Source organism: Leucobacter musarum subsp. musarum, from assembly GCF_001273845.1.
GTDB lineage: Bacteria > Actinomycetota > Actinomycetes > Actinomycetales > Microbacteriaceae > Leucobacter > Leucobacter musarum.
In genome coordinates this window covers 1-25,654 of sequence record NZ_JHBW01000066.1, presented here as the reverse complement: position 1 = coordinate 25,654, position 25,654 = coordinate 1, and the positions used below count along the sequence as shown (strand labels likewise).

The 25,654-nt window shown below is 65.0% G+C and carries 21 protein-coding genes and 1 tRNA gene; 8 read left to right on the top strand and 14 right to left on the bottom strand.

Annotated features, from left to right (window positions below; translation table 11 throughout):
- Window positions 1–2: 2 nt before the first annotated feature.
- Window positions 3–629: a TetR/AcrR family transcriptional regulator gene (locus CH42_RS04785; protein ID WP_162231061.1), complete on the bottom strand. Its 627-nt coding sequence runs from the start codon at window positions 627–629 to the stop codon at window positions 3–5.
- 116 nt (window positions 630–745) lie between these two features.
- On the opposite strand from CH42_RS04785, the gene hisD reads away from it, so the two are divergent.
- Window positions 746–2,056: a histidinol dehydrogenase gene (gene hisD / locus CH42_RS04780; protein ID WP_156322467.1), complete on the top strand. Its 1,311-nt coding sequence runs from the start codon at window positions 746–748 to the stop codon at window positions 2,054–2,056.
- A gap of 316 nt (window positions 2,057–2,372) precedes the next feature.
- Here hisD and aceB read toward each other — a convergent pair whose 3' ends face one another.
- Entirely contained in the window at window positions 2,373–3,995 is a 1,623-nt protein-coding gene (aceB, locus tag CH42_RS04775) for a malate synthase A (protein ID WP_053352082.1), read from the bottom strand.
- A 325-nt stretch (window positions 3,996–4,320) separates the two neighbouring features.
- Here aceB and CH42_RS04770 point away from each other — a divergent pair, with 325 nt between their 5' ends.
- Complete coding sequence (locus CH42_RS04770) at window positions 4,321–5,916, top strand: isocitrate lyase (protein WP_053352081.1); 1,596 nt, start codon at window positions 4,321–4,323, stop codon at window positions 5,914–5,916.
- Between the two features lie 270 nt (window positions 5,917–6,186).
- Here CH42_RS04770 and CH42_RS04765 read toward each other — a convergent pair whose 3' ends face one another.
- The 3 genes from CH42_RS04765 to CH42_RS04755 form a co-directional block, all read right to left on the bottom strand.
- Window positions 6,187–10,440 (bottom strand): SdrD B-like domain-containing protein, encoded by a 4,254-nt coding sequence (locus tag CH42_RS04765; protein WP_204374522.1) that lies wholly within the window; start codon window positions 10,438–10,440, stop codon window positions 6,187–6,189.
- Window positions 10,441–10,587: 147 nt separating this feature from the next.
- On the bottom strand, window positions 10,588–10,812 hold the full coding sequence (locus CH42_RS04760; protein ID WP_053352079.1) for a hypothetical protein: 225 nt from the start codon (window positions 10,810–10,812) through the stop codon (window positions 10,588–10,590).
- Between the two features lie 154 nt (window positions 10,813–10,966).
- Window positions 10,967–11,054, bottom strand: a tRNA-Ser gene (locus CH42_RS04755).
- Window positions 11,055–11,311: 257 nt separating this feature from the next.
- On the opposite strand from CH42_RS04755, the gene CH42_RS04750 reads away from it, so the two are divergent.
- On the top strand, window positions 11,312–11,950 hold the full coding sequence (locus CH42_RS04750) for a hypothetical protein (RefSeq protein WP_053352078.1): 639 nt from the start codon (window positions 11,312–11,314) through the stop codon (window positions 11,948–11,950).
- A 110-nt stretch (window positions 11,951–12,060) separates the two neighbouring features.
- Here the strand turns inward: CH42_RS04750 and CH42_RS04745 are convergent, their stop codons facing one another.
- The 3 genes from CH42_RS04745 to CH42_RS04735 all read right to left on the bottom strand — a co-directional run bounded on the left by CH42_RS04745 (window position 12,061) and on the right by CH42_RS04735 (window position 15,891).
- On the bottom strand, window positions 12,061–13,281 hold the full coding sequence (locus CH42_RS04745) for a glycosyltransferase (protein WP_053352077.1): 1,221 nt from the start codon (window positions 13,279–13,281) through the stop codon (window positions 12,061–12,063).
- A gap of 2 nt (window positions 13,282–13,283) precedes the next feature.
- Window positions 13,284–14,468, bottom strand: a complete 1,185-nt coding sequence (locus CH42_RS04740) for a glycosyltransferase (RefSeq protein ID WP_053352076.1) — start codon at window positions 14,466–14,468, stop codon at window positions 13,284–13,286.
- Between the two features lie 160 nt (window positions 14,469–14,628).
- Window positions 14,629–15,891 carry an MFS transporter gene (locus CH42_RS04735; protein ID WP_053352075.1) on the bottom strand — a complete coding sequence of 421 codons (1,263 nt, stop codon included), beginning with the start codon at window positions 15,889–15,891 and terminating at the stop codon, window positions 14,629–14,631.
- Window positions 15,892–16,013: 122 nt separating this feature from the next.
- Between CH42_RS04735 and CH42_RS04730 the strand changes: the two genes are divergently transcribed.
- Complete coding sequence (locus CH42_RS04730) at window positions 16,014–16,328, top strand: helix-turn-helix domain-containing protein (RefSeq protein ID WP_053352176.1); 315 nt, start codon at window positions 16,014–16,016, stop codon at window positions 16,326–16,328.
- A gap of 9 nt (window positions 16,329–16,337) precedes the next feature.
- Here the strand turns inward: CH42_RS04730 and CH42_RS04725 are convergent, their stop codons facing one another.
- From CH42_RS04725 to CH42_RS04700, 6 genes are all read right to left on the bottom strand, one after another.
- Complete coding sequence (locus CH42_RS04725) at window positions 16,338–17,489, bottom strand: class I SAM-dependent methyltransferase (protein WP_053352175.1); 1,152 nt, start codon at window positions 17,487–17,489, stop codon at window positions 16,338–16,340.
- Between the two features lie 68 nt (window positions 17,490–17,557).
- Window positions 17,558–17,980: a heat shock protein transcriptional repressor HspR gene (locus CH42_RS04720; protein ID WP_239683945.1), complete on the bottom strand. Its 423-nt coding sequence runs from the start codon at window positions 17,978–17,980 to the stop codon at window positions 17,558–17,560.
- Window positions 17,981–18,079: 99 nt separating this feature from the next.
- A complete protein-coding gene (locus tag CH42_RS04715; RefSeq protein WP_053352073.1) occupies window positions 18,080–19,033 on the bottom strand; it encodes a DnaJ C-terminal domain-containing protein in 954 nt (317 codons plus the stop codon).
- Window positions 19,026–19,631, bottom strand: a complete 606-nt coding sequence (locus CH42_RS04710) for a nucleotide exchange factor GrpE (protein ID WP_053352072.1) — start codon at window positions 19,629–19,631, stop codon at window positions 19,026–19,028. The genes CH42_RS04715 and CH42_RS04710 overlap by 8 nt, the downstream gene beginning before the upstream one ends.
- A 2-nt stretch (window positions 19,632–19,633) precedes the next feature.
- Window positions 19,634–21,484 carry a molecular chaperone DnaK gene (dnaK, locus tag CH42_RS04705; protein ID WP_053352071.1) on the bottom strand — a complete coding sequence of 617 codons (1,851 nt, stop codon included), beginning with the start codon at window positions 21,482–21,484 and terminating at the stop codon, window positions 19,634–19,636.
- 166 nt (window positions 21,485–21,650) lie between these two features.
- On the bottom strand, window positions 21,651–21,971 hold the full coding sequence (locus CH42_RS04700; RefSeq protein ID WP_053352070.1) for a Dabb family protein: 321 nt from the start codon (window positions 21,969–21,971) through the stop codon (window positions 21,651–21,653).
- A 161-nt stretch (window positions 21,972–22,132) separates the two neighbouring features.
- On the opposite strand from CH42_RS04700, the gene CH42_RS04695 reads away from it, so the two are divergent.
- The 4 genes from CH42_RS04695 to CH42_RS04680 form a co-directional block, all read left to right on the top strand.
- On the top strand, window positions 22,133–23,452 hold the full coding sequence (locus CH42_RS04695; RefSeq protein ID WP_053352069.1) for an MFS transporter: 1,320 nt from the start codon (window positions 22,133–22,135) through the stop codon (window positions 23,450–23,452).
- A gap of 43 nt (window positions 23,453–23,495) precedes the next feature.
- Entirely contained in the window at window positions 23,496–24,695 is a 1,200-nt protein-coding gene (locus tag CH42_RS04690; RefSeq protein WP_053352068.1) for a sensor histidine kinase, read from the top strand.
- Window positions 24,692–25,312 (top strand): response regulator, encoded by a 621-nt coding sequence (locus tag CH42_RS04685; RefSeq protein ID WP_053352067.1) that lies wholly within the window; start codon window positions 24,692–24,694, stop codon window positions 25,310–25,312. The genes CH42_RS04690 and CH42_RS04685 overlap by 4 nt, the downstream gene beginning before the upstream one ends.
- A 105-nt stretch (window positions 25,313–25,417) precedes the next feature.
- On the top strand, window positions 25,418–25,654 hold a 237-nt coding region (locus CH42_RS04680; protein WP_394325238.1), incomplete at its 3' end, for a hypothetical protein.

The following is a 25,654-nucleotide window of genomic DNA, read 5'->3' as shown; positions in this document are numbered from 1 at the left end:
GCTCAGTCGGCGAGCTCGAGCTGCGCGCAGTCGAGCTCGAGGGCCGCGACGCGCAGCAGGTTGCGCAGCGGCCACGACTCATCGATCGCCGAGTTGCGGCCGATGATGTGCAGCGCGAGACCGTCTTCGAGCGCGAGCAGCGATGCCGCCACCCGCTCGGCGTCGGCGTCGGCGGCGAAGACCCCCGCGCGCTGGCCCGCCGAAATGATGCGCGCGTATAGGGCGTGCTCCGAGATCCAGAGGTTGCTCATGATCTCCGCGTGCGCCGCATCGCGTCGGGCCAGGCCGTGGAGTTCGAAAAGGGGTGCGATCAGTTCAGGATCGACCCCGGGCGGCAGGCCCGCTCGCGCGCAGGCGCGGAGCTGCTCGATCGCGTCTTCCGCTTCGCGCACCAGGGCAGCACGATGCCCGAAGTAGTCGTCGACCAGATCGCGATGCACGTGGAGCACCAGATCCGCCTGATCGGGGTAGTGATACGAGACCAACGGCGCCGAGACGCCCGCAGTCGCCGCCAGACGGCGCACCCGAATGCCCTCCACGCCGTGCTCGGCGATCACGAGCCGGGCCGCAGCCAGCAGCCTCGCCTTGCCCAGACCCGGGCGTCCGGGCCCTCCTTCGGGTGTCGCCACGCGCACTCCTTTTCGCACCATTCGCACCTACTCAATCACACCGCCGCGCCGCGCGTTCGGCACGACTCGCGTCGCACGCTTCGCGGCGACGCGCTCCCCCGATGAAAGGACCCCTGATGGCACACCTCCGCATCACCGATCTGCGCGGCACCGACAGCGCGCACCGCTATGCCATTCCTCGTGCCGCGGCGAGCTTCGCGAGCGCCACCGATGCCGCGGCCCGGATCATCGCCGATGTGCGCGCCCGCGGCATCGACGCAGTACGCGAGATCACCGCGCGCTTCGATCGCGTCGAGATCGATCGTTTCCGCGTACCCCAGGCAGCGATCGATCGCGCCTGGGCCGAGGCCTCCGACGACGTGCGCGGCGCGATCTCGCTGGCGATCGAGCGCGTCACCGCCGGGCACCGCGCCCAGCTGCCCACGTCGGTCACGACCGAACTCGCGACGGGTGCCCTGGTGCACCAGCGCTACCTGCCCGTGCGCCGTGTCGGCCTCTACGCCCCCGGTGGGCTCGCCGCCTACGCGTCGAGCGTCATCATGAACGTGATTCCCGCACAGGTCGCGGGAGTGACGTCGATCGCCGTCGTATCACCGCCGAATGCTGAGACGGGTCTGCCCGCCGACGCCGTGCTCGCGGCCTGCGCGGCACTGGGCGTCACCGAGGTCTACGGCATGGGCGGGGCACAGGCGATCGCCGCGCTCGCTTACGGCCTTCCCGATGCCGGTGACGGCACCCCGCTCGAAGCTGTCGACGTGATCACCGGCCCGGGCAACGTCTTCGTCGCCGCGGCGAAGAATCTCGTGCGCGCCGACGTGGGCATCGACGCCGTCGCGGGGCCGACCGAGATCATGATCGTCGCCGATGCGCACGCCAACCCGCGATTCGTCGCCGCAGACCTGCTGAGCCAAGCCGAACACGACCCCAACGCGGCCAGCGTGCTCGTCACCGATTCCGCAGAGCTCGCGGAGTCCGTGCAGGCGGAGCTCGCTCAGTTGCTCCCCCGCACCGCGCACGCGGAGCGCGCCGGGATCGCGCTGGAGGCCCCGCAGTCGGGCATCGTGCTCGTCGACACCATCGACGACGCAGTGGTGATCGCGAACCGCTACGGCGCCGAGCACCTCGAGATTCACACCGAGCGCGCCGCAGATGTGGCCGCTACGGTGACGAATGCCGGCGCGGTCTTCGTCGGCGAGTGGTCGCCGGTCTCGCTCGGCGACTATTGCGCCGGGTCGAACCACGTGCTGCCGACCTCGGGCACCTCCCGCTTCACCTCGGGGCTCAGCGCGCTGACCTTCCTGCGCCCGGTGCAGTTCATCGAGTACACGCGCGATGCTCTAGCCGTGGTGTCGACGCGCGCCGTGCACTTCGCGGAGGCCGAAGGGCTCCCGGCCCACGGCGAGGCTGTGAGCGCGCGCTTCGCCTGACGCGGCGGCCGCAGAGTCGCAACAGCCCGAGCACGTGTGCGGACTGTTCTCGGGCGAGTGGCTGATCGCCCAAGCAGTCAGACGTTTCTCCCACCAAGTGCTCGGGTGTGGAGTCGTTCGCGTCGGCCTGGGGCTGGGGCTGTCATAGGGGTGCAGTACTGCAGACGATGGGGTCGACGCCTCCATGCAGGCCTCCGGACTACGTGCAATCGAGAATAGGACCCTAGTATTCTAGGGCTTTTCCCGAAAGGTAAGATCGCCTCGAGCCGCACCCTGCCCGAAGGCAGAGTCGGCTCGAGGCGTCACCGAGCCCGAGTTACGCGTCGACGAGGTAGCGGCTGTACGCCGGAACGGTGAGGAAGGTCGGGAAGTCGTCACCGAGTGCGACATCGGCGAACAGCGTCGCCGCATCGGCGAACCGATCGCCGTCGCTGCGCGCGAACCCCGCAACCGCCTCGTCCACGAGTTCGGCGACCCACTCGCGCGTGATGCGGGTGCCCTCGGCGGTCTGCTGATCCTGGTGGATCCACTGCCAGATCTGCGACCGGCTGATCTCGGCCGTCGCCGCGTCTTCCATCAGGTTGTCGATCGCGACGGCTCCGAGTCCGCGCAACCAGGCCTCGATGTAGCGCAGACCGATCGACACGTTCTCGCGCACGCCGGCGTCGGTGATCTCACGGCCGATGTGCACGTCGAGCAGCTGCGCCGCGGTCACCGAGACATCGTCGCGCTGGCGATCCACCTGATTGGGGCGATCACCGAGCACCGCGTCGAACTCCGCCCGGGCCACCGGAATGAGATCGGGGTGCGCGACCCAGGTGCCATCGAAGCCGTCACCCGCCTCGCGTCGCTTGTCGGCCTGCACCTTCTCTTCGGCGCGCGCGGTGACCTCGGGGTCGCGACGGTTCGGAATGAACGCGCTCATACCACCGATCGCGTGCGCGCCGCGCTTGTGGCAGGTCTGCACCAGCAGCTCCGTGTACGCCCGCATGAACGGCACCGTCATGGTGACCTCGCTGCGATCCGGGAGCACGAAACGAGCGCCGCGGCCGCGGTAGTTCTTGATGATCGAGAAGATGTAATCCCAGCGGCCCGCATTCAGACCGGCGATATGATCCCGCATCACGTAGAGAATCTCGTCCATCTCGAACGCCGCCGGGAGCGTCTCGATCAGCACCGTCGCGCGGATCGTGCCGTGGGGCAGGCCGAGGGCCTCCTCCGTGTAGGTGAACACGTCGTCCCAGAGCTTCGCCTCCTCGCTCGACTCGAGCTTGGCGATGTAGAAGTAGGGCCCGCGGCCGCGCGCGACGAGCTCCTGCGCGTTGTGGAACGCGTACAGACCGAAGTCGACGAGGCTGCCCGATGCCGCACCGGCGCGACCGTACGCGTCGGTGAAGCGCAGGTGCTTCTCGACCAAATGCCAGCCGCGCGGGCGCATCACGATGGTCGGCGTGCGCTCCGCCGTGACCCGGTACTCCTTGCCCTCCGGGCTCGTGTACGCGAGCTGCTCGCGAATCGCGTCGAAGAGCGACAGCTGGCCGCCGATGACGTTGTGCCAGGTCGGGCTCGTCGCGTCCTCCTGATCGGCGAGCCAGACGCGCGCCCCCGAGTTCATGGCGTTGATGGTCATCTTCGGATCAGTCGGGCCAGTAATCTCGACTCGGCGGTCTTCCAGGCCCGGGCCGGCTCCGGCCACGCGCCACGACGCGTCTTCACGAATCGCGCGGGTATCGGCGCGGAACTTCGGGTCACGACCGTTGCCGATCTCGTACCGGCGGCGCTGCCGATCTGCGAGACGCTCATGGCGGATGCTGGCGAAGCGCGCGTGGAGCTGCGTGACGAAATCCAGCGCTTCGGGGGTGAGGATCTCTTCGCTGCGGGCGAAGGGGCGGCCCAGCACCTCGATGCGGGCGTCAATGGCGAGTGCGGTTTGGCTCACGATGCTTCATCTCCTGCTTCGGTGCGGTGGGGATCCACCGGCGAATGTGTGGCTACATCACTCATCGTGCGCCTCGCTCGAACGACCGCGCCGAGAAAGTCTCCCGGAAGTTGCCGTGTACTTCTCGCGAAGAGAAGAGCCGGGGTTGTTCACGCTGCTTTCGCCCCGCTCGCGGTTTTCGCCGCACTCGAGCCCCCTGAGGGTGCGATCCTTCTGAATCGCAGAAATAGTGCGTGATTTTCAGCACGATTCGCGCTCACTGGCTGCTCCGCGGCAGCGATGGTGGAACTACATCACGCATTTCACAGGCAAAGAAGGTTGTACCGTGACTCATTTCCAAGACACCGTCGCTGCGATCGAAGCGCTCAAGAGCCAGACCGGCGGCACCTGGGACGCCATCAATCCAGAGCACGTCGCCCGCATGCGCGCGCAGAACATCTTCACCACCGGGCTGCAGATCGCGCAGTACACGGCCGACATCATGCGTCGCGACATGGCCGAGTACGACGCCGATGCGAACGTCTACACCCAGTCGCTCGGCGTGTGGCACGGCTTCATCGGCCAGCAGAAGCTGATCTCGATCAAGAAGCACCTGCAGAGCACCAACAAGCGCTACCTCTACCTGTCGGGGTGGATGGTCGCCGCACTGCGCTCCGAGTTCGGCCCCCTGCCCGACCAGTCGATGCACGAGAAGACGGCCGTGCCGGCACTCATCGAAGAGCTCTACACCTTCCTGCGCCAGGCCGATGCCCGCGAGCTCGACCTGCTCTTCACGCAGCTCGACGACGCGCGCCGGGCCGGCGACGACACCGCCACCGACTTCATCCAGTCGCAGATCGACAACTTCGAAACGCACGTCGTGCCGATCATCGCCGACATCGACGCCGGATTCGGCAACCCCGAGGCGACCTACCTGCTCGCGAAGAAGATGATCGAGGCAGGCGCCTGCGCGATCCAAATCGAAAATCAGGTCTCTGACGAGAAGCAGTGCGGTCACCAAGACGGCAAGGTCACCGTGCCGCACGAGGACTTCATCGCGAAGATCAACGCCGTGCGCTACGCCTTCCTCGAGCTCGGCATCGACAACGGCATCATCGTCGCCCGCACCGACTCGCTCGGTGCCGGGCTCACCCAGAAGCTCGCCGTCTCGCACGAGCCCGGCGACCTCGGCGACCAGTACAACTCGTTCCTCGACACCGAAGACGTCGCCGATATTCAGCTCAGCGCCGGCGACGTCGTCATCGAACGCGACGGCAAGCTCGTGCGCCCGAAGCGCCTGGCGAGCAACCTCTACCAGTTCCGTGCCGGCACCGGTGAGGATCGCGTGGTGCTCGACTGCATCACCTCGCTGCAGCACGGCGCCGACCTGCTGTGGATCGAGACCGAGAAGCCGCACGTCGAGCAGATCGCCAGCATGGTCGATCGCATTCGCGAAGCCGTGCCCAATGCGAAGCTCGTGTACAACAACAGCCCGTCGTTCAACTGGACGCTCAGCTTCCGCAAGCAGGCCTACGAGGCGCTCGTCGCGGCGGGCGAAGACGTCTCGGCCTACAACTTCGACAACCTGATGAACGCCGAATACGACGGCACCGAACTCGGCCGCCTCGCCGACGAGAAGATTCGCACCTTCCAGCGCGACGGCTCGCAGCGGGCCGGCATCTTCCACCACCTCATCACGCTGCCGACCTACCACACCGCGGCGCTGTCGACCGATAACCTCGCGAAGGGCTACTTCGGCGACGAGGGCATGCTCACCTACGTGCGCGACGTGCAGCGCGAAGAGATTCGTCAGGGGATCGCCACCGTCAAGCACCAGAACATGGCCGGCAGCGACATCGGCGACAACCACAAGGAGTACTTCGCCGGCGACGCAGCGCTCAAGGCCGGCGGTGCCGAGAACACGATGAACCAGTTCAGCTGATTGCTGCTGCGCTCACTTCGAGCGGAATGCATGTGAGGCCCTTCGCCAGATTCGGCGGAGGGCCTCACATGTGTGGTGCAGGGCACCACTGAGTGAACCGGATTACGAGCTCAGGGTGGGGGTGGGGTGAGAGTTCGCAAGCCGGCCACAGCGCGGCGCTCTGCGGCGGGTGGTGGAGTTTACCCGCCACCCGCCGCAGAGCGATCGGGTTCACCAGGGTGCGCCCAATACGTGAATCTCAGGAATCACTGATTCGACGCACCCCGGCAATCATGCGGATCGCTTGCGACGGATGATCAGTACCGTGCCCGCTCCCGCGATGAGCAGCATCGCAATCCCGAACGTGGCAACCAGTTGCCCACCGGTTACGGCGAGCCCCGGAATCGGCTTGACGGTTGCCGGTTTCTCTGGCGGCGTCGTGGGCGTCGGCGGATCCGTCGGCGTAGGCGGCTCACCGCACACTTTGTCGGTGACCGTGACGTCGTCCATCGACAGTTCGGCCTCGTTCAAGAAACCGCTGCCCGACTCCGTCGACGTGATGTCGCACTCCGTCTCTACATTCGTGACTTCGGTGTTCACCGTCGCCAACACGGTGACGACGTACGTGTGCGTCGCGCGACCGGCGAGTTCGATGCCAGAGACAACGGTTGTGTTGGTCTGGCCGTCGAAGTCAGGATTCGTCATCACGCCAGTGCCCGATTCGCTGCGCACGCTCACGTCGTTGATCTCGACGTCACCGCCGAACCTAAGGGTGTCCGAAAGGTCGTAGGTTCCTTCGGCCGTGCCCAGGTTCGAGGCGTGGAGCGCGTACGAAACCGTTGTCTGGTTCTGCTCATCGAGCTCCGAAGCTCCGAGGAACTCCTTGTCGAGCAGGATGTCGACGTCGCGGTCAATGATCAGACCGGCGTCGAGTGTCAGATCTTCACTGTCTCGTGCAAGCGTGAACTCCTGAGTCGCACCCGTCTGCGTATCTGCGTCAGAGTCAACCGCAGGATCCTCCCCCTGATGCTGCGATGTGAACCGGGTGTTCGAGTTCAACCCATTGGGGTCGAAGACCACGCGATACGTACCCGAAGCGAGGTTGTCAAATCGATAGTTTCCGCTCTCATCGCTGGTTGTCGTGAGATTCATCACATTTCCATCGACATCGGTACCTTCCAGTCGAACCGGGAAACCGGCTACCCCTGGCTCGCCCTCGTCTTGGATGCCGTTCGCATTCACGTCTTCCCAGACCCGATCCCCGACACTCGATGACACCACTTCAACCCGCCGAACCGCCGGACCGACCGGTTGCGTCACCCCATCGACGCGACCCGATGCACGGTTCACATACACATCGCCATCAATGTTTCCAAAGGGTGTCATGGCAACCTGCACCGTCAGCTCATCGGTCGGTGTGAACTCTCCGTCGCGCGAGAACCGCAGTCCTGTGACATCGCCCATCGAAGCCGGGCACGCGGAGGCCGTTCCGACGCCACTCACGACGGATCCGCCGACTGAAGCGTCGCACCAGACCGTCGAACCAGTCGGCTGATTCGTCGAATCGCTGGGATCGACAACCAGAGATGCGGGATCGGCGCTCGTGTATCGCACGTTGATCCCTGAACCGGCCGCAATCGAGACACCCGAGAGATTAAACCCTCCGGTGAATTCGCTCCCGAGAAGACCACTTTCTGGCAGCACATCGATGAGATCGACGTTCGAAACCTGCGTCGGCGAATCGATATTCACGAAATCGATCGTCCACACGAACGATCGGGGGTTCTGCAGCCCCTCTCGATTCGACTCGACGCTGGGCTTATCGACGGTCTTCGCAATCTTGATACCGGTGGGCACCACGAGCTGAATCTGGGCGGTCGACGTACGCGCGGCGACCGCCGACGGGTCACCGGGAGCCGCCACGACCGCAGTATTCGTGTACACACCATTGCGCGCGGTTGCTGCGACCTCGACCTCATAGACGATGGGATCGATCGCGACGTTGATCTCTTGCGCTCCCAGATCCCACTTCACATAGGTCTGATTGTCAGCACACGAGATTTCTGCGCCTGCAGGCGCACCGGCCTGCAGGATGATCGGAGCGATTGCCGCTCCGCTCTCGCGTTGCGAGGAGACAAACGACTGATACCTCGGCAGACAATCTTCGATGGTCACGTTCTGCGTCAGACCAGTGACCGAGGCATCAGCCGTCAGTGACGGATTGAGCCGGTAAGAGACCGTGGACCCGGCCGTGTACTGCGGCGTCGCGGACTCCGTGAACTCTTCGGTCGTAGGATTCTTCACGAATTTCTTGATGCGCGCAGACGCTTGGCCCACGATCAGGCGGTCGCCGTACTCGCCGAAGTTCGTGTCTGCGGCGTAGGTCGACACGCGGATGTTGTCCGGTTCAGCGAGAACGCCGTCGAGATCATGCACTCCTGCGCGCGACTGCATGCTCGCCCAGTTCGGAATCACCGTCCCGGTTGCGCCAGCAGATTCGAGAACCCGCATCGCGATCGAGAGGTTCACTCCGTAACGAGGTGATGTACGACCCGCCTCCGTACTGAACGAAAAGCGCACACGGTTGACGCCCTGCCATACACCGTCAACAACGGACGCACCTGCGACCTCGCCAGGACTTGACGCCCATTCACCGGCACCGCAATCCGCATTCGACCCATTTCCTGGCTGAGCGGTGTAACTGTACTCGATACTTAGATTGTTCAAGTCATCGGTGTCGAGCCGCCAGGTGTCGTGGTCAATGCTGGAGATCCAGGCTGGCGCCCCAGCGGAAGGAATCTGCACCCGAGTGTAGGCGGCTCCGGCAAACTCAAACGATTCAGGCATTGCTAGCTTCGTGTTGTCCCACACGTCACAGGCCACGAAGCTCCGGGACTGCTGAGTTCCGGTCAGCGGAACGATGTCCTGGTTGACCAGCACGTTACTGAGCAGCGTTTGGCCAGGAAGGACCACGGTGTTTCCGTCGTGCCATCGCGACGCGCCCGGTGAGCCTTCGTACTCCCAGTTGGTGTAGACGTTGCTCAACGTGTTCCCTGATTGCCCCGTGACACCACTGAATGCTTTTGACATGTTGAAGCCCGAAGCGCCGACTTCGAACCGTGTTGTGCCAGTTCTCACGTTGTTTTCGGGCTTTTCGCCTAAGTTCGGGCTGCCGTCAATCGCGGTGGCTTGCACGTCTGAGTATGTGTTCTTCCAGGCGAGCGTGTAGGAGTCACCAATATGCTCACCGAGGTCCTGAACAGCGTCCATCGGCACTTCAATCGCTACCGCCGTTGACAATACGTACCCGGTATTCGCCGGCAAAGGAGTGCCGTCGAGCGTGGTGGAAGGCACGGTGTAACCCGTTGTATCCGTGTTGGTGAAAGTGATGTCGACGGGAGTTCCCAGTTCGGCCTGCGAGCACGTTGCGACACCGCTATCTCGAACTGAGTTCACCGTGGTGCCCAGCTTCATGCCGGGAATCGAACCGTAGATGTTCTGAATTCCAGAGCAGGTGCGAATTCTCGGCGCGTACTTGTCCAGAGCTTCGGTTCCTGCAGAAAGCCATGCAGCTGACGTCGTCGTACCGGCACCAAAGAATGAATCAGGACGCAGATCTTCGGTCACGACGATGGGCGAAGCCAGCGGACTAATACCTTTTCCACCTGCAGGAGCCTCCATCGTCAATGGGAATTCCAAATATGCGCACAATCGGTCTGCATCCCAGGAGCACGGAAGAAAGTACTGTACGAGCGGCCCGCTGTTATCGACGGAGCTTCCCGTACGCTTCGAGACGTCGAAGTTCGCCGCCGCGGAAACGGAGTGGGAGACCGCGTTGGAAACCGCCGGAGCTGCGACTTCCGCTGACGTTGCCGTCGCGGTTACCGAGTCCAGTACCGTGCCATTCGGCACCTCCGGTCGGACCTTCGAGACGAATCGATAGTCAAGCGATGTGCCCTGGGTCTGATCGTCGACCACGCAGGTGACCGATTGCACCGGCAGAGTTGTCCAACTGGTCGATGTCACCGGCACGGAGGGTGCGGGGAGCGACGCAGGTGTGACTCCTGACCCGGCCAAGCAGAACGGTGGCAGAGAGACGAGCTCTTCACCCCGCGGAAGATCGAAGGAAATCGTCGGGTTGGTGTGGTCAGATCCTTCAAAGCGCACGCTGACGTTGTACGTCACCGAGTCATTCGTGCGAACGATGTCATTATTCGGACCCGAGTCGTTGCCGGGGTTGTCGTTGTCTTGGAACGGTTCGGTTCCCGTCGCTTGTGAGAGCACGACATTGAGCACGCCATCCCCGATCGCAAGAGGGGTCGCCTCTGCACGTGCCGCCGGAGCGTACTCTGCAACCTCCGAGGCGTTCGTCGCTGCGTCGGAGGAACCAGACGCGTCTGCCTCGCCGCCCGACGCATTCGATGTTTCGGAAAGAGCGGCATCGGAGTCGGTCGTCGTGGGGTTGCTCGAGTCGAGCTCCGAGACCTGAGCATCTGGCTTGCTGAGGTCATCGGCAAGAGCCGGAGCGGGAGAGAGCAGCCCCACAACGAGCACTCCCGCACTTATCAAGGCAGTGGGCAATAGGCCCCAAGCTTTGCTACGAACGGGTGGTTTCTTCAATCTCGACATCGCATGCTCCTTACCAAATCACCATTGAGATGTTTCTCTAACCTGGAACTTCCGTAGCTAACACTAAGAATCGGGAGAATCGTGACGCGTGAATGCGAAAATTTTCATCTGAATTTTCACCTCGTCGCGGATGCATGACGAGTCACTACTGCACAGCACGGAATCGGTGTCAAAAAGTGCAGTCAAAATGCCCGATTCGGGCCCGCAGGCAGCATTTTTTGACACCGATTCGCCGTGGCTCAGCGCCATCGCGGCGGCAGAGCGGCGTCGCGGCAGCAACGCCGGCATGCGCGACGAATCGGTGTCACTTTCTGCGGCAAATCGTCGCTTGTTGCCACAGAAAGTGACACCGATTCCGCGAGGGCGGGGGTCTGAAAGCCCGCCGGCTTCCAGCCGCAGAAACCCTGAAGGGCCCGTCGCATTGCGACGAGCCCTTCAGTTGTGGCGGAGGATAGGGGATTTGAACCCCTGAGGGCGTGAACCCAACACGCGTTCCAGGCGTGCGCCATAGGCCGCTAGGCGAATCCTCCTTACTGGCCGAAGCCAGCGCGATCCAGTCTAGCGTGTTCTCGCCAGTGGTCAGAACCGAGGCGATTACGCGGTCGCGATCGACGCGCCCGCGCCACAGAGGGGCGCCTCATCCAGGGCGGATGTGATCCCGTGAGAACCCTGAGCAGATCTGAGAAAACGTGGCCGAACTTGAAAGTAACAGAAAGGTAACGCATACTGGTTGAGGCGCACGGGCCACCGCCCGGCGCTTTTTGTTGGAAAGTCCGGAGTTTTACGAGTGAATTTATCTGCCAAGGCGTTCGTTGTCGGCCTGGTATCTACGGTTACCTTCGCCCTCGGCGCAGCACCCGCGGTAGCCGACGCGCCTCTTGAGGACTTCTCCTCCCCCGCCGCTTCCGTCCAGCCCGCCACCGCAGTGTCGCAGCAACTCGACACCACCGCTGAGGCACTGGCCGGCACCTCGATCGATTCGGTCCTCGAGATCGAAGAGGTCTCGAAGGTTCCCCACAACTACGACGTCAAGGCCGCCATCGCGCTCGCCAAGAGCGAGGTCGGCACGAGCCGCCCCACCGGCTGGAGCGCTCCGGGAGAGTGCATCATGTCGGCACAGCGCTGGCTGCTCGCCGGCGGTGCCGCATGGACCGGCAGCGGCGACCCCGTCAACAACTACAAGGGCGCCACCCGCATGACGCTCGCCGACGCTGACGCGGGCGACATCATCCAGTACGAGTACACCTCATCCCCCACCTCGTGGGTCACCGGCGTGCACACCGTGCTGATCACCGCGGTAAACGACGACGGCACGTTCGATATCGTGCAGTCGAACAGCCCCGGCGGCTCCGGTCTCGTGACCGAAGAGACCAACTGGACCCCGGCTCCCCCGGCAGGCTTCACCGCCGCCGTGTGGCGCTTCTAAGTCGGCAGAACACCACCGACGATTTCGCGAGAGGCCCGCGCCCATGAGGGAGCGGGCCTCTCGCGTGTGTGCGTGACGTCGGCCAGTGGCGAAGCGCGCAGAGCTGCGCCTCAGCCCCGCTGATCGAGCGCGTCTGCATACACCGCGAGCATCTCCTCGCTCCGCGCCGACTGCACGAAGCGCGCCGACGTCTCGACCGAGACCCGGAGCGTCTCTCCGTCGATCGCGTCGGCGAGTGCCGCAACCGCCTCGCGCAGTGTCGCGGCCAGCGCGTTCACGCTGCGGTCGGCCACCAACCACTGCGGAATCACCGCGACATCCTGCGCGATGTTGGGGTCGCAGAAGATCGTGGGCGTACCGAGCGCCGCGGCTTCATAGGGGGTGAGCCCCTGAGTTTCAAAGCCGACCGAGGTTTGCACCAACGCGTCCGCATCACGGATCGCAGCGAGCGCCTCTGCATACGGCACGGGCCCGGGAATCGTGACGCGATCGGCAAGCCCCAGATCGGCGATGCGCTGCTGCACGCGCGGCAGCAGCAATCCGGCACCGTGCAAGGCGATATCAGCGTCAATCGCTGAGGCCGCGATCGCTTCGATGAACTCGAGCACACGCTTCTCGTGGCTCATGCGTCCGAGCCACACGAGCTTCGGTCTGCTGCGCAGCGAACGCGACCGTTCCCGGGTCTCCGCGATCACGTCATCGTCGACACCGCCCGCCGTCACCCGCACGGTCTCGGCAACGCCGTGTGCAACGAGTTCGTCGGCGAAGTGCTGCGACGGCGCCGTGACGATCGCGGCCTCGGCGGCGATCTCGGCAAGGTAGCGCCAGGCGCCTCGAGACGCCGGCGAAACGGCCCCTCGGGGCCGCCCGAGTGCGAGCGCACGCCACCCGCGCAGTCCGGCGAACGCCACGGGTGCGAGCGGCGTCACCGCGCGCGTGCCTGCGTCGACGTGGTTGTGCATGGTGTGCACGATCGGTACTCCGAGCCCGCGCGCCGCACGGATACCGATCAGAGCGCCCCAGAAGTCACCCTGAACGTGCACGAGATCGACCGGAGGCAACGCTGCGAGTGCCCGCGCCAGAAACCGATCCGTGCGACGCCCGGGCCACGAGATGCCGTATTCGCGATCTGCGGTGATCGCCCGCGACGGCAAGTCGATGTAGGCCCGGCGATCCTGCGCCGATGTCACATAGCCCGCGCGATGCAGCGCCGGAGCCGCGATCGTGACCCGGTGCCCCTGCCGCTCGAGCGCGCGCCGCTGCAACCGAATCGCCACCTGCACCCCACCGAGCGACTCGGCGTGCTGGTCGGTGACGATAAGTACGTGCACGGTTAGGCCCGAGCGTCGCCGCGGTACAGGCCCTCGAACGTGTCGAGGGTGCGATCGATGTCGTGCACCTGCACGGCGTCGAGCGAGGCCTGCTGCATCGTGCGGTAGTCGTCGGGTGAGAGCGCCAGAATGCGGCGGATGCGACTCGCGAGCTCACGATCATTGCCCGGCTGGAAGAGATAGCCGTTCTCTCCATCGTGCACGAGGTGCGGCAGCGCCATCGCGTTGGCCGCGACAATGGGTAGACCAGAAGCCATCGCTTCCATCGTCGCGATCGACTGCAATTCGGCGATCGATGCGATGGTGAAGATGCTGGCGTGGGTGAGGTGCGCTCGCAACTGCTCATCGGTGACACGACCGGTGAACTCCACCCGATCGGCGATCCCCAAATCGGCCGCGAGCTTTTCGAGATTCTTCCGCTGATCGCCGTCTCCGACGACAGTGAAGTGCACGTCGAGCTCGGCATCGAGGCGCGGGATCGCGCGGAGAATCACATCGATCTCCTTCTCGAGCGTGACGCGCCCCACGAACACGAGTCGGTTGGCGGTGCGCGGGGTGAGATCCGCTGTGTAGTTCGAAGCGCGCAGCCCGCAGCTCACCGGCAGCACCCCGCGGCGGTGCGTGCTGCGCTCGAGGAAGTCGGCAGCGCGGCGGGTCGGCGTCGTCACTGCCGAGGCGAGGCGCAGCACACGGTCGGCGGCGTTCCAGCCCCAGCGCACGAACAGGCGCTTCGCCTTCTCGGGCAGCAGGGTGAAGTCGAGCACGTTTTCGGGCATGACATGGTTCGTCGCTACGATGCGGATGCCGCGCTTCGACCCCTCGATGGCGAGCGCGCGCCCGATCACAATGTGCGACTGAATGTGGATCACGTCGGGACGCACCCGGTCAAGCAGTTTGCGAGCGTAGCCGCGTGCCCGCCACGGCAGCACGAAGCGCAGCCAGTCGTGCGGGTACCACCGCCAGCTCGCCCAGCGATGCACCGTCATCTGCTCGCCCTCGATGGTCTCGGCGAACGATCCCGTGCGATTGTGGCGTTTCGAGGGAGCGACGACGTGCACATCGTGCCCCCGCTGCACGAGGCCGGCCGCGAGGCGCTCGGCGAAGCGGGCCGCGCCGTTCACATCGGGCAGGAAGGTATCGCAGCCGATGAGGATGCGAAGCGGTGCCGGGCCTTCTGGGGTACTCACGGTGCGCGTGGTTCCTTCGGTCGATGCTGGGACGAGCCCGCACGGCACGCCGCGCGGGAGCCGCGCGATGATGCGCGACGAGCTGCGCCCAGTCTACAAAGCGCGCATCCGAGCAGTCCTCAGGCGCGGCGTGGTCATCGACCCCCACCGCGCCTGAGCGTCACTTGCCGGTGGGCTCGCTCTGGCCGCGCCCGCCGCGCGTGTGCGGAATATAGCGCGGGATCCACCTCGCGAATCCCATCGCTCCGAGTACCGCAAGCACTCCGGCAGCGCCACTCGCGAGCGGCAGCGACGCGACCGCGATACCCGAGATCGCGAGCGGCGCGACCGCACCGCCGAAATCGGTGAGGGTGCGCCAGGCAGCGAGAAACGGGGCGGGATTCCCCTGCGGAGCGAGGTCGGCGCCGAGCGTCATATTGATACCGCTGGAAAGCCCGTTACCGAGCCCGACAACGATGGCAACCGCGAGCAGCCAGTATCCAGCACCCGGCAAGTCGTGGCTAATCGACAGCACACCGAACCCGACGGCCATCACGATCATGGCGGGCAAGCTCGCCCACAGACGCCCGTAGCGATCCATGACCTGGCCGCTCGTGTAAAACAGTGCGAAGTCGACCGTGCCCGAGATGCCCACGACGAGCGCCACCTGCGTGGCGTCGAGCCCGATCGAAACACCCCACAGCGGCAGCAGCACGTCGCGGATCGAACGCATGCCCGCAAGAATCGCGGAGGCGCCTCCCACACGCAGCAGCCCTGCCCCGCCGTCGCGCATTGCTCCCCACACGCCATCACGCGGAGGCGCCGGCAGAGATCCCGTATCCGTGAACTGGGGCGGCGTCGCGACGACGATGCGTTCGGGGTCGGGCGCGAAAGCGACGAGCGCGGCAGCGAGGATCAGGCAGCCGACGAATGCCCACACCGGCGATTCATGATCAGTCGTGAGCGCGATCAGCCCCGCGGCGGCGAACGGCCCGGCGAATCGACCGAGGCGGTTGGTGCCACCGAGCAGCGAGAGCGCGCGGGCCCGAAACGCGATCGGCACCCGGTTCGTCATGAACGAGTGGCGGGCGAGCCCGAACGCAGCACCGGCGAAGCCGATGATGAACACAGCCAGCCCCAGCACGGCGGGGCTGGGCGCGAAGGCGATCCCGAGCGCTCCGAGCAGCGCGACGCCCGCGGCGATCAGCATCGCGGTGCGCTCCCCCGCTCGCGCGACCACCCAGCTCGCGGGCAGGTTGCCGAGCACCTGGCCCACGACCGCGGCTGATGCGATCACGCCCGCGAGCCCAATGCCGGCACCCATCTGCACGGCGATGACGGGCACGAGCGGCAGGATCGCGTACTCGCCGAGCGAGAACAGCACTGATGGCCCGTAGATGCTCGGGGCCAATTTCCGGAGAAATGCCGGTGCTGAGTTCGTCATATGGGTTCCAGCGTAACGTCGGCAGTGGTCGCCGAATGCGGCCTCGTCTTTCATCTTGATGCGTTTGCACCCAGGGTGTTTGCTTTCTGGTGCTGATCGCCTGGGTCTTGGACGATGGTGCGGTGCCCCAGACCCACTCAGATGCTGCCGTGAAGATCGGCCGGCGCGTGCGCGAGGTGCGCCATCAGCTGGGTATTTCGCTCGAAGACTTGGGTGAACTGGCGCAGATCAGTTGGACCAGTATCGGCAAAATCGAGCGGGGCGTATCGAGCCCGACCGCGGAGTCGCTGGTGCGTATCGCTACCGCACTCGAGGTTGATCCCGGCGCTTTTCTCACCGGCATCACCGCTGACGACTACGGCACCCGGGCCCACCAGGTCACGGTGCGCGATTTGATTCGGGCACGGGCGGGCGACGATCGCCGCCGCGGAGCCTGAGACGCCCCGTCACCGACGCCGTGCCGCCAGCACCGTGAAGGTTGCTGTACGCGCGAGCTGCTGCGCGGGACCAATCTCGCGCTCAACGATCGATCGATAGGGCAGGTGCGAGTTGAAGACGAGCCGCAGCTCGCCGCCCGGCGCCAATGCGCGACGACAGGCTCTGATGAGTCGCTGACCGACTCCGGCGTGCACCGTGGCTCCCGTGTGGAACGGAGGGTTCAGCAGGATCAGGTCTGCCCATGCGTCGGGCACCGCCTCGAGCGCGTCGGCCCGCCGAACGTCAATGCGATCTTCGACCCCGGCGGCTTCAGCGGTCGCATAAGTCGCTGCGACGGCCGCCATCGATTGGTCCGTTGCAATCACGCGTGCTGTCGGAAACGTTCGCGCCGCCGTCACCGCGAGCACCCCGTTGCCGCACCCAAGATCGACAATCTGCGTCGCCTCGGGCGGCGCAGTCACGAGTGTGTCGAGCAGCAGACGGCTGCCGTGGTCGAGCACCGGGCCGCCGAAGGTCGCCCCGAAGGCGGCGAGCCGGAAGTCGAGCGCCGCATCGTCGCCCCAGCGCGGCGAGATCGCATCGGAGTCGCGTGCGACGACCGGACGTGGAGAGCTCGCCGTAAGCACTCGTGATTTGCGCCAGCCGAGGCCGGCAGAGACGTCGACGAACGAGCGGGCCAGCACGTCGTTCATGGTGCGCGTCATGTGTTTCACCCGGCCGCCAGCGAAGACGCGTACGTCAGGAGCAGCCCACCGCGCGATCGCGGTCGCGATCTCATCGAGCGCGTCGAGCCCTCGGGGCAGTTGCAGCAACACGAGGCGCGCCCCTGAGAGCAGTTCTGCGTTGAGCTCGTGAGAACTGAATCGGGCGGAGAGCCCGAGTCGATCGGCGTTCTGCGCGAGCGCGCGCTCGCCGAGCAGCGGGTCTTGGTGGGTGCGGATCGCCGTCGCCCCGAGCGTGGCGAGTCCCAGTGTGAGCGCGCCGTGCCGATCACCGATGATGACGGTGTTGCCGGGCGCGGCGATGAGGTCAGGGACCGCAGTCGCGGCGGTGCGCACGATGAGGTGGTCTGCGGCGTCGAATGCCTGGAGCTCTTCGGCGTCGAAGTCGGGATCACGGCTAAGTTGCGCGAACACCTCGGTGAGCCGGTCGTCGATCAGCGGGTGGTGCTCGCTCGGAGCCTCAGCGCCTGAGGCAGCCGCCGGATCGGGCAGGGAATCGGCACCGATCACGGGTGCCACACGACGACTTCCGCGTTGCGTCGCATACGCGTACCGCGCTTCAGCGTCACCACTTCGCCTCCGGCCGAGCCGGCCGCGAAGACGCGTCGGTCGGGGCGCTGCAGACGTTCTTCCGTCAGGGCCCGCTCGAGGTCGCGCACGCGCCCTTCGAGCTCGCGTACACGGTCTTCCAACTGCAGCACGCGACGGATGCCTTCGAGGCTCAGCCCCTCGGCTGAGAGTCGAGCCACTTCGCGCAGTCGAGCGACATCGTGCAGGGAGTAGCGACGCGTGTTGCCACGGGTGCGCTGCGGCGACACCAGGCCGATGCGGTCGTACTGCCGCAGGGTCTGCGGATGCATTTCCGCGAGCTCTGCGGCTGCGGCGATCGCGAAGACCGGCGTGAAGCGGTCCATCTGCGGAAGGGCCATGACGCTCACCTGCTTTCTGTACGACGATGTTGCGCGCGGCGCGAAGCGCGGCACGAGTGCATGACTCGGTACCGCGCCTCGCCCGATCGCATGTTCGGGTTACCCCTTCGCCCGCGCGAGCAGATCCTCGCGCGGGTTCTCCTGCGGTTCGACGGCACGAAACGCTTCAAGCGCCTCGGTAGCCTCGGCCGACAGGTGCGACGGCACCACGATCTGCACTTCGGCAAGCAGGTCGCCGGTTCCCTTGGAACTCGAGACTCCGCGACCCTTCACGCGCAGCACCCGACCGCTCGGGGTTCCGGGCTGCACCTTGAGCTTCACCGGGGCCCCACCGAGCGTCGGCACCTCGACGGTCGCGCCGAGCGCGGCCTCCGAGAACGTCACCGGCAGCTTGAGCCGCAGGTTCTGACCGTCGCGCTCGAACACGGGGTGCTTGCGCACGCTCACTGTCAGGATGATGTCGCCCGCCGGCCCACCGGTCGGGCTCGGCTCACCCTTGCCGCGCACCTTGATCTTCTGACCGTCGGCAACGCCCGCGGGAATCTTGACCTTGACGGAGCCCGTGGACGCCTGCAGCGTCACGGTCTTGCCCTGCACGGCCGTTTCGAAATCGAGCGTCGTCGTGGCCTGAATATCGCGACCGGGCTGCGGACCCCGAGGGGCCCCGCCGCCGAACATACCGCCGAAGAGGTCTTCAAAGCCCTGCGGACCGCCCGATTGGAAGTGGGTATTGCGCCCACCCGCGCCGCCGAAACGACCGCCGAACATGTCTTCAAAGCCCTGCGCGCCGCCGCCAGAGGTGAAACGGGCACCGCCGGCGCCCATTGCGCGGATCTGATCGTACTCGGCCCGCTGCTCGGAGTCCGAGAGCACCGAGTACGCCTCGCTGATCTCTTTGAACTTCGCTTCGGCTGCGGCATCGCCCGGGTTGGAATCCGGGTGATACTTGCGAGCGAGCTTGCGGTACGACTTCTTCAGGTCAGCGTCGCTGACGCTCTTCGAAACGCCGAGCAGCTGGTAGAAGTCTTTGTCGAGCCAATCCTGACTAGCCATCCGCTCCCACCGCCACCGCTACCTTGGCGGGGCGCAGCTCGACATCGCCGATGCGATAGCCCCGTTCGACCACGTCAAGCACGGTCTGCTGCTCGGTGCCGGGCACCGGCACCTGGGCGATCGCTTCGTGAAGCTGCGGGTCGAACACTTCGCCCGCTTCACCGAAGCTTTGCACCCCGAGCCGCTCGAATGTGCCGCGAATCTTCTGAGCGATCGTCGCGAACGCGGTGCCTTCGGTGAGGTCGCCGTGCTTCTCGGCCCGATCAAGATCGTCGAGCACGGTGAGCATCGGCGTCACGGCCGCGGCGATCGCGCGCTGCTTTTCGAGCAGCGCGTTCGCCTCGGTACGCTTGCGATAGTTCGCGTACTCGGCGGTCAGGCGACGCAGATCGTCGAGATACGGGTTGTTGGCGTCATCCGCCGCCGCCGCGTCCTCGCTCTGCTCGGCACCGAGAATATCGTCGACCGTGAGATCGGCCTGCGCGTCTTCGTCGGATGCCTGGCCGGCGGAGCCGGAGTCCTGCGACTCCGGCTCCTGAGCGGGAACCTCGTCAGCGTTCGGGTCTTGCCCGGGCGTGCGCTGTTCCTCGTTCGCCATGGTTACTTCTTCTCCTCGTCGTCTTCAACGACCTCGGCGTCAACCACGTCGTCATCGTTCGACTCGCCCTCAGTAGCCCCCTCGGCGGGTGCTTCGGCCTGAGCTGCGGCGTAGATTGCCTCGCCGAGCTTGGTCTGGCTCTGGCCCAGCTTCTCGGAGGCGTTCTTGACCGCCTCGTCCTCTTCACCGGCCAGCGCCTGCTTCAGCGCATCGAGATCGCCCTGCACCTCGGTCTTGACGTCTTCGGGCAGCTTGTCTTCGTTCTCGGTGATGAGCTTCTCAACCGAGTACGCGAGCTGCTCGGCGTTATTGCGCACCTCTGCGGCTTCGCGGCGCTGCTTGTCTTCCGCAGCGTGCTCTTCCGCCTCGCGCACCATGCGCTCGATGTCTTCCTTCGAGAGCGTTGAGCCACCCGAGATGGTGATGGTCTGCTCCTTACCGGTGCCCTTGTCCTTCGCCGACACCTGCACGATGCCGTTGGCATCGATGTCGAAGGTGACCTCGATCTGCGGAATGCCGCGCGGAGCCGGCGCGATGCCGGTCAGCTCGAACGTGCCGAGATTCTTGTTGTCGCGGGTGAACTCGCGCTCGCCCTGGAACACCTGAATAGCAACCGAAGGCTGGTTGTCTTCCGCGGTCGTGAAGGTCTCGCTGCGCTTCGTCGGAATCGCCGTGTTGCGCTCGATGAGCTTCGTCATGATGCCACCCTTGGTCTCGATGCCGAGAGAGAGCGGAGTCACGTCGATGAGCAGCACGTCCTTGCGCTCACCCTTCAGCACGCCTGCCTGCAAGGCAGCGCCCACAGCGACGACCTCATCGGGGTTGACGCCCTTGTTGGGCTCGCGGCCGCCGGTGAGCGACTTCACGAGTTCAGTGACGGCGGGCATGCGGGTCGAACCACCGACGAGCACGACGTGAGCGATGTCACCCACCTTCACGCCGGCCTCTGCGATAACGTCCTGGAACGGCTTGCGCGTGCGCTCGAGCAGGTCCTTGGTGAGCTCCTCGAACTTTGCGCGGGTCAGCGTCGCGTCAAGGTTCGCAGGGCCGTTCTCCGTGAGCGACAGGTAGGGCAGTTGGATCTGGGTGCTCATCGAGTTCGAGAGCTCCTTCTTTGCCTGCTCAGCTGCTTCCTTCAGACGCTGCAGCGCGATCTTGTCATTCGCGACGTCGACACCGGTCGAGGTCTTGAACTGCTCGATGAGCCACTGCACGACGCGCTGATCCCAGTCATCGCCGCCGAGGCGGTTGTCGCCCGCGGTCGAACGCACCTGAATGGTCGAGAAGTCGTCATCCTTGCCCACCTCGAGCAGCGAGACGTCGAAGGTGCCGCCGCCGAGGTCGAAGACCAGGATGAGCTCGTCTTCCTTGCCTTTGTCGAGGCCGTAAGCCAGGGCAGCAGCCGTCGGCTCGTTGATGATGCGCAGCACGTTGAGGCCCGCGATCTCACCGGCCTCCTTAGTCGCCTGACGCTCGGCGTCGTTGAAGTACGCCGGAACGGTGATCACGGCGTCGGTGACCTTATCGCCCAAGTAGGTCTCGGCATCGCGCTTCAGCTTCTGGAGCGTGCGAGCAGAGATCTCCTGAGGGGTGTAGCGCTTGCCGTCGATCTCATCGGTCTTCCAGTCCGTGCCCATGTGGCGCTTGACCGAAGCAAGGGTGCGATCGACGTTGGTGACCGCCTGGCGCTTTGCGGTCTCGCCGACGAGCACCTCGCCGTCCTTCGTGAAGGCGACGATCGAGGGGGTGGTGCGCAGGCCCTCTGCGTTCGCAATGACCGTGGGCTCGCCACCTTCGAGCACTGAGACCACCGAGTTGGTGGTGCCGAGGTCGATGCCGACTGCACGTGACATGTGTTCTCCTTCGTTCGTTGAGTTCGGGAGACTGATCGCCACCCGGAGCCTGTACTCGTCCTCGACCCCGCGAAATCACGAATTCGAGGTTGAGCCCGATGGACTCAAGTTTACTCGGACCCGCATGAAGGTCAAGTTCACAATCGCAAACTTGAGTCGATCTCACTCAACTCTCAGAATCACCCGCGAGAGGATGCGATTCGAAGTCGTACTCCTGATGCGACTCCACCTCTGTGACCCAACGGGTCGCAACGAACTCCTGGTGCACGGGGTGGTCGTTGTACGCCTCGTACGCTGCCTGATCGACGAACACCATGCTGAACTGCCACGCAAGATCGCTCTTCGAGCTCACCTGCCGATTCACCGCGAACTCAGTCACCCCGGGAATGCTCGGAAGTAAGCGATGAGCGGTTTCAAGAAATTCCTGCTCCTGCATCGACCCGGCAGGATGCACGAGACGAAAGACGACGGTGTGTTGCAGCGACATGGGATCTCCTGACGGTAATCGAACGTGGATTCCGAGCATACGCAGCACCTCTGACATCGATGAGGTCGGATGCTCCACCTCGGAGAACGAGTGGTGTCTCGACCCTGAACTCCACACAAATCGCCCGTGCTCCGGTGCTTGCACACAGCTACGCTGTCCCTATGACCAAGCACGTCCTGCCGGCCCCCTCCTCGCCGGGCCCCGCAGACATCGAATCCGTGAAGAAGCGCACCGTGTTCGCCTGGTCGCTGTGGGATTGGGGCTCGGCGTCGTTCAATGCCGTTGTCACGACGTTCGTCTTCAGCGTTTACATCACGAGCGCCCCGTTCGGCCCGGAGGAGCAAGTTTCCGCGCAACTGGGCGTCGCGCTGCTCATCGCCGGCGTGGTCGTCGCACTCTTCGCGCCGGTGATCGGTCGACTCACCGACCAGGCCGGGCGCCGCAAATTCTGGCTCGGCGTCAACACTGCCATCGTGGTTGCAAGCACCGTGCTCATGGTGTTCGTCGCCCCGAACCAGCAGTTCCTCATCTTCGGACTCTTCCTGCTCGCCGTGGGCAATGTCGCATTCGAATTCGCGAGCGTGAGCTATAATGCGATGCTCGGCCAAATCGCCAACAACCGCAATGTCGGCAAGATCTCGGGCATCGGCTGGGGCATGGGCTACCTCGGCGGCATCGTGCTCCTCGCAATCATCCTGGTCGGCTTCATCTTCCCGGATGTCGGGTGGTTCGGGGTCACGGCCGAAGGCTCTTGGAACGTGCGCATCGCGATGCTCCTGTCGGCCGCCTGGTTCGCGGTGTTCGCGATCCCGGTCTTCTTCGCCGTTCCTGAGATCGAAGCCGCACACCACCCGAAGAGCGTCGGGCGCTGGTTCTTCAGCGCGTACGCAGATGTGTTCCGGAGCATTGCTGACCTGTGGCGCAATGCGCGCCAGACGCTCTACTTCCTGTTCGCAAGCGCCGTGTTCCGCGACGGGCTGGCCGGTGTCTTCACGTTCGGCGGCGTAATCGCCGCTCGCAGCTTCGGGTTCGACAACACGACGGTGATCCTGTTCGCTATTGCCGCGAACGTGGTCGCCGGCCTCGCCACGATCGGCGTCGGCATTTTCGAGGATCGACTCGGCGCGAAGCGCGTCATGATCTGGTCGATTCTCCTCATGGTGGTCTGCGCATTGCTCGTTTTCGCGCTGCACTCCTTCGGCACCTGGGTGTTCTGGGTCTTCGGGCTCCTCCTGTGCATCTTCGTCGGCCCGGTGCAGTCGGCAAGCCGATCGTTCCTCGCACGACTCATTCCAGCCGGGCGGGAAGGCGAGATCTTCGGCCTCTATGCGACCACGGGCCGAGCCGTTTCGTTCCTCGCCCCGCTCGGTTTCACCGTGGCCATCGCCATTGGCGGTTCGACGATCTTCGGCATCATCGGCATCGGCATCGTGCTCCTCATCGGACTGTTACTCCTCCTGCCCGTCAAAGCGCGCGGCTAGGTTTCCAACCGCAGTGTCGGCGGCTCCGCGTAGTCTCGGAGGCATGACCGACGCCCGCACGGATGCCGACCGCAGCCCGGCCCTCGACCTGACCGTTGACGCCGGCTTTGCGATCCTGCTCGCTGTCTGCACGTGGCGCTATTTCGTGTACCACCCGCTCGAGGGCACCGGAATACTCGCTCTGGTGCTCGCGATCGGCACGGGAATCGCCTACGGCATCGCGGTTGCGCGCCCGCTCGTTCGCGATACGGCGCTCGCGCAGCAGCGCGTAGGCATTCTGCTCGCGACGGCACTCTGGCTCCCACTCACCGTGCTCGCCCCGTCGTTTGGCTGGTGCGCCTTCGCGCTCGTCTTCGCGGTGCACCGGGTGCTCTCGACGCGCACGGCTCTGATCATCTCGACGATCATCGTCGTCGCCGTCAGTCTGGGGTTGCTCATCATGTCGCGGGGGCAAGATCTGGGTCTCGTGCTCGGCCCGTTCTTCGGCGGCCTCGTCCTTTCTTACGCCTACGCCGCATTGACGCAGACGATCGCGGCAAAACGCGCGGTCATCACCGAACTCACCGATACCCGGGCGCAACTCGCGAGATTCGAACGTGAGGCCGGCGCACTCGCCGAACGTAATCGATTCGCGAGTGAGCTGCACGACACCGTGGTGCAACGCACGGCAAGTGCGCTCCTCCTCCTCGAGTCAGTGGACCAGCGAGGCGACCGAGCCGAGGCCGACGGCACCGTCGCCGATGCCCGTGAGGCCCTCCGAGAAACACTCGTCGAAACTCGACGGCTCGTGCACGGCCTTGCAGACCCCCGCACGACGGGAGTCACGCTCACCAGCGCGCTACGAGCCGAGGCCGACGCGGCCGGAGCGCACTTTGTGATCTCAGGCACCGAAACCGACGTGCCAGACCCCGTCGTACATGCGTTGCAACGGGTCACCAGAGAAGCACTGCTCAATGCTGCTGCGCATGCACAAGCCGACACCGTCAGAGTCACCGTGACCTTCTTTCCCACCTCCATCGGCGTCGATATCGTCGACAACGGGTGCGGGTTCGACGCCGAGAATGCTTCTGAACCAGTCACGGAGCCTCGAGTCGATGGTGGTGGGTACGGGCTCCGGGCAATGCGTTGGCGCCTGCGCGATCTCGGGGGCGAGCTCGCCATCGAATCCCAGCTCGGGCAGGGTACGGTGATCGCGGCCAGCGTGCCACTGCAGTGCACGGACGAAGGGACGATCACTCCATGATTCGAATTCTGCTGGTCGACGACCACCCGGTCGTGCGACACGGAATGCGCGCTCTGCTCGAGACGCAGAGCGACCTCGAGGTGAGCGCTGAGGCCGGCAGTCTCGACGAAGCGAGTGCGCGTCTGGAATCGCATACGTTTGACGTCGCGCTCGTCGACCTCGATCTGGGTGAAGGGCTTCCCAACGGCTTCGACGTGACCCGCGCGATCCGATCGAACCCAGACGCCGCCCGCGTCATCGTTTTTACCGCATTCGATTCGGATGCGGACGTCGTGCGAGCGGCAGACGCCGGAGCCGCAGGGTACCTCGTCAAAGACAGCCGACCAGAAGAGGTCTTCCGCGCCATCAGAGCAGCCGCGTCCGGCGGTCGCGCGGGCAATATAGCCGAGCGCTTGGGTCGCAGATCAGAGCACCCCGACGACGCGTTGACGGCACGTGAACTCGAAGTACTCACCTTGGCGGCAACGGGTCTGTCGAACCGCGATCTTGCACGTCAGCTCGTCGTCAGCGAGGCAACCGTGAAGACCCACCTGCACCACGCCTTCATCAAGCTCGGCGCAGACAATCGTCAGGCCGCAATCGCAGCAGCGGTGAAGCGGGGAGTGATTCGCATCTGAGGTGCAACTCCGCGATATATCGCAGGTTCAACCAATCGGTTGATTCCCCCGTTCTGCATCGTTCGTAGCGTGGAAACACACGATCGCCGAAGAACAGGAACCCCGATGTCTGATCGCAACACCCCCTCCGCAGCCACCACGCCTCGGCGCGCTCGCCGACCGCTGCTGGTTGCTACTGCCGTGGCCGCAGCGACGCTCTGCGTGCTGCCGGCAGGCGCCGCGTTTGCTGCTTCCGCCCCGGCTGCCCCTGCAGCATCAACGAGCGCGTTCGGCGCCGCAGCGGAGACCGCAGCACTGACACCCTCAGAGACGCTCGCTTCGACCCCGTGGGAGACCACCAGC

What these genes read in the sequence shown, in the direction of transcription:
- hisD (WP_156322467.1), top strand. Translation starts at nt 746, where the DNA reads ATGGCACACCTCCGCATCACCGATCTGCGCGGCACCGACAGCGCGCAC.
- CH42_RS04760 (WP_053352079.1), bottom strand. Translation starts at nt 10,812, where the DNA reads ATGCCGGCGTTGCTGCCGCGACGCCGCTCTGCCGCCGCGATGGCGCTG.
- CH42_RS04735 (WP_053352075.1), bottom strand. Translation starts at nt 15,891, where the DNA reads ATGACGAACTCAGCACCGGCATTTCTCCGGAAATTGGCCCCGAGCATC.
- CH42_RS04720 (WP_239683945.1), bottom strand. Translation starts at nt 17,980, where the DNA reads ATGGCCCTTCCGCAGATGGACCGCTTCACGCCGGTCTTCGCGATCGCC.
- CH42_RS04715 (WP_053352073.1), bottom strand. Translation starts at nt 19,033, where the DNA reads ATGGCTAGTCAGGATTGGCTCGACAAAGACTTCTACCAGCTGCTCGGC.
- CH42_RS04710 (WP_053352072.1), bottom strand. Translation starts at nt 19,631, where the DNA reads ATGGCGAACGAGGAACAGCGCACGCCCGGGCAAGACCCGAACGCTGAC.
- dnaK (WP_053352071.1), bottom strand. Translation starts at nt 21,484, where the DNA reads ATGTCACGTGCAGTCGGCATCGACCTCGGCACCACCAACTCGGTGGTC.
- CH42_RS04700 (WP_053352070.1), bottom strand. Translation starts at nt 21,971, where the DNA reads ATGTCGCTGCAACACACCGTCGTCTTTCGTCTCGTGCATCCTGCCGGG.
- CH42_RS04695 (WP_053352069.1), top strand. Translation starts at nt 22,133, where the DNA reads ATGACCAAGCACGTCCTGCCGGCCCCCTCCTCGCCGGGCCCCGCAGAC.
- CH42_RS04690 (WP_053352068.1), top strand. Translation starts at nt 23,496, where the DNA reads ATGACCGACGCCCGCACGGATGCCGACCGCAGCCCGGCCCTCGACCTG.
- CH42_RS04685 (WP_053352067.1), top strand. Translation starts at nt 24,692, where the DNA reads ATGATTCGAATTCTGCTGGTCGACGACCACCCGGTCGTGCGACACGGA.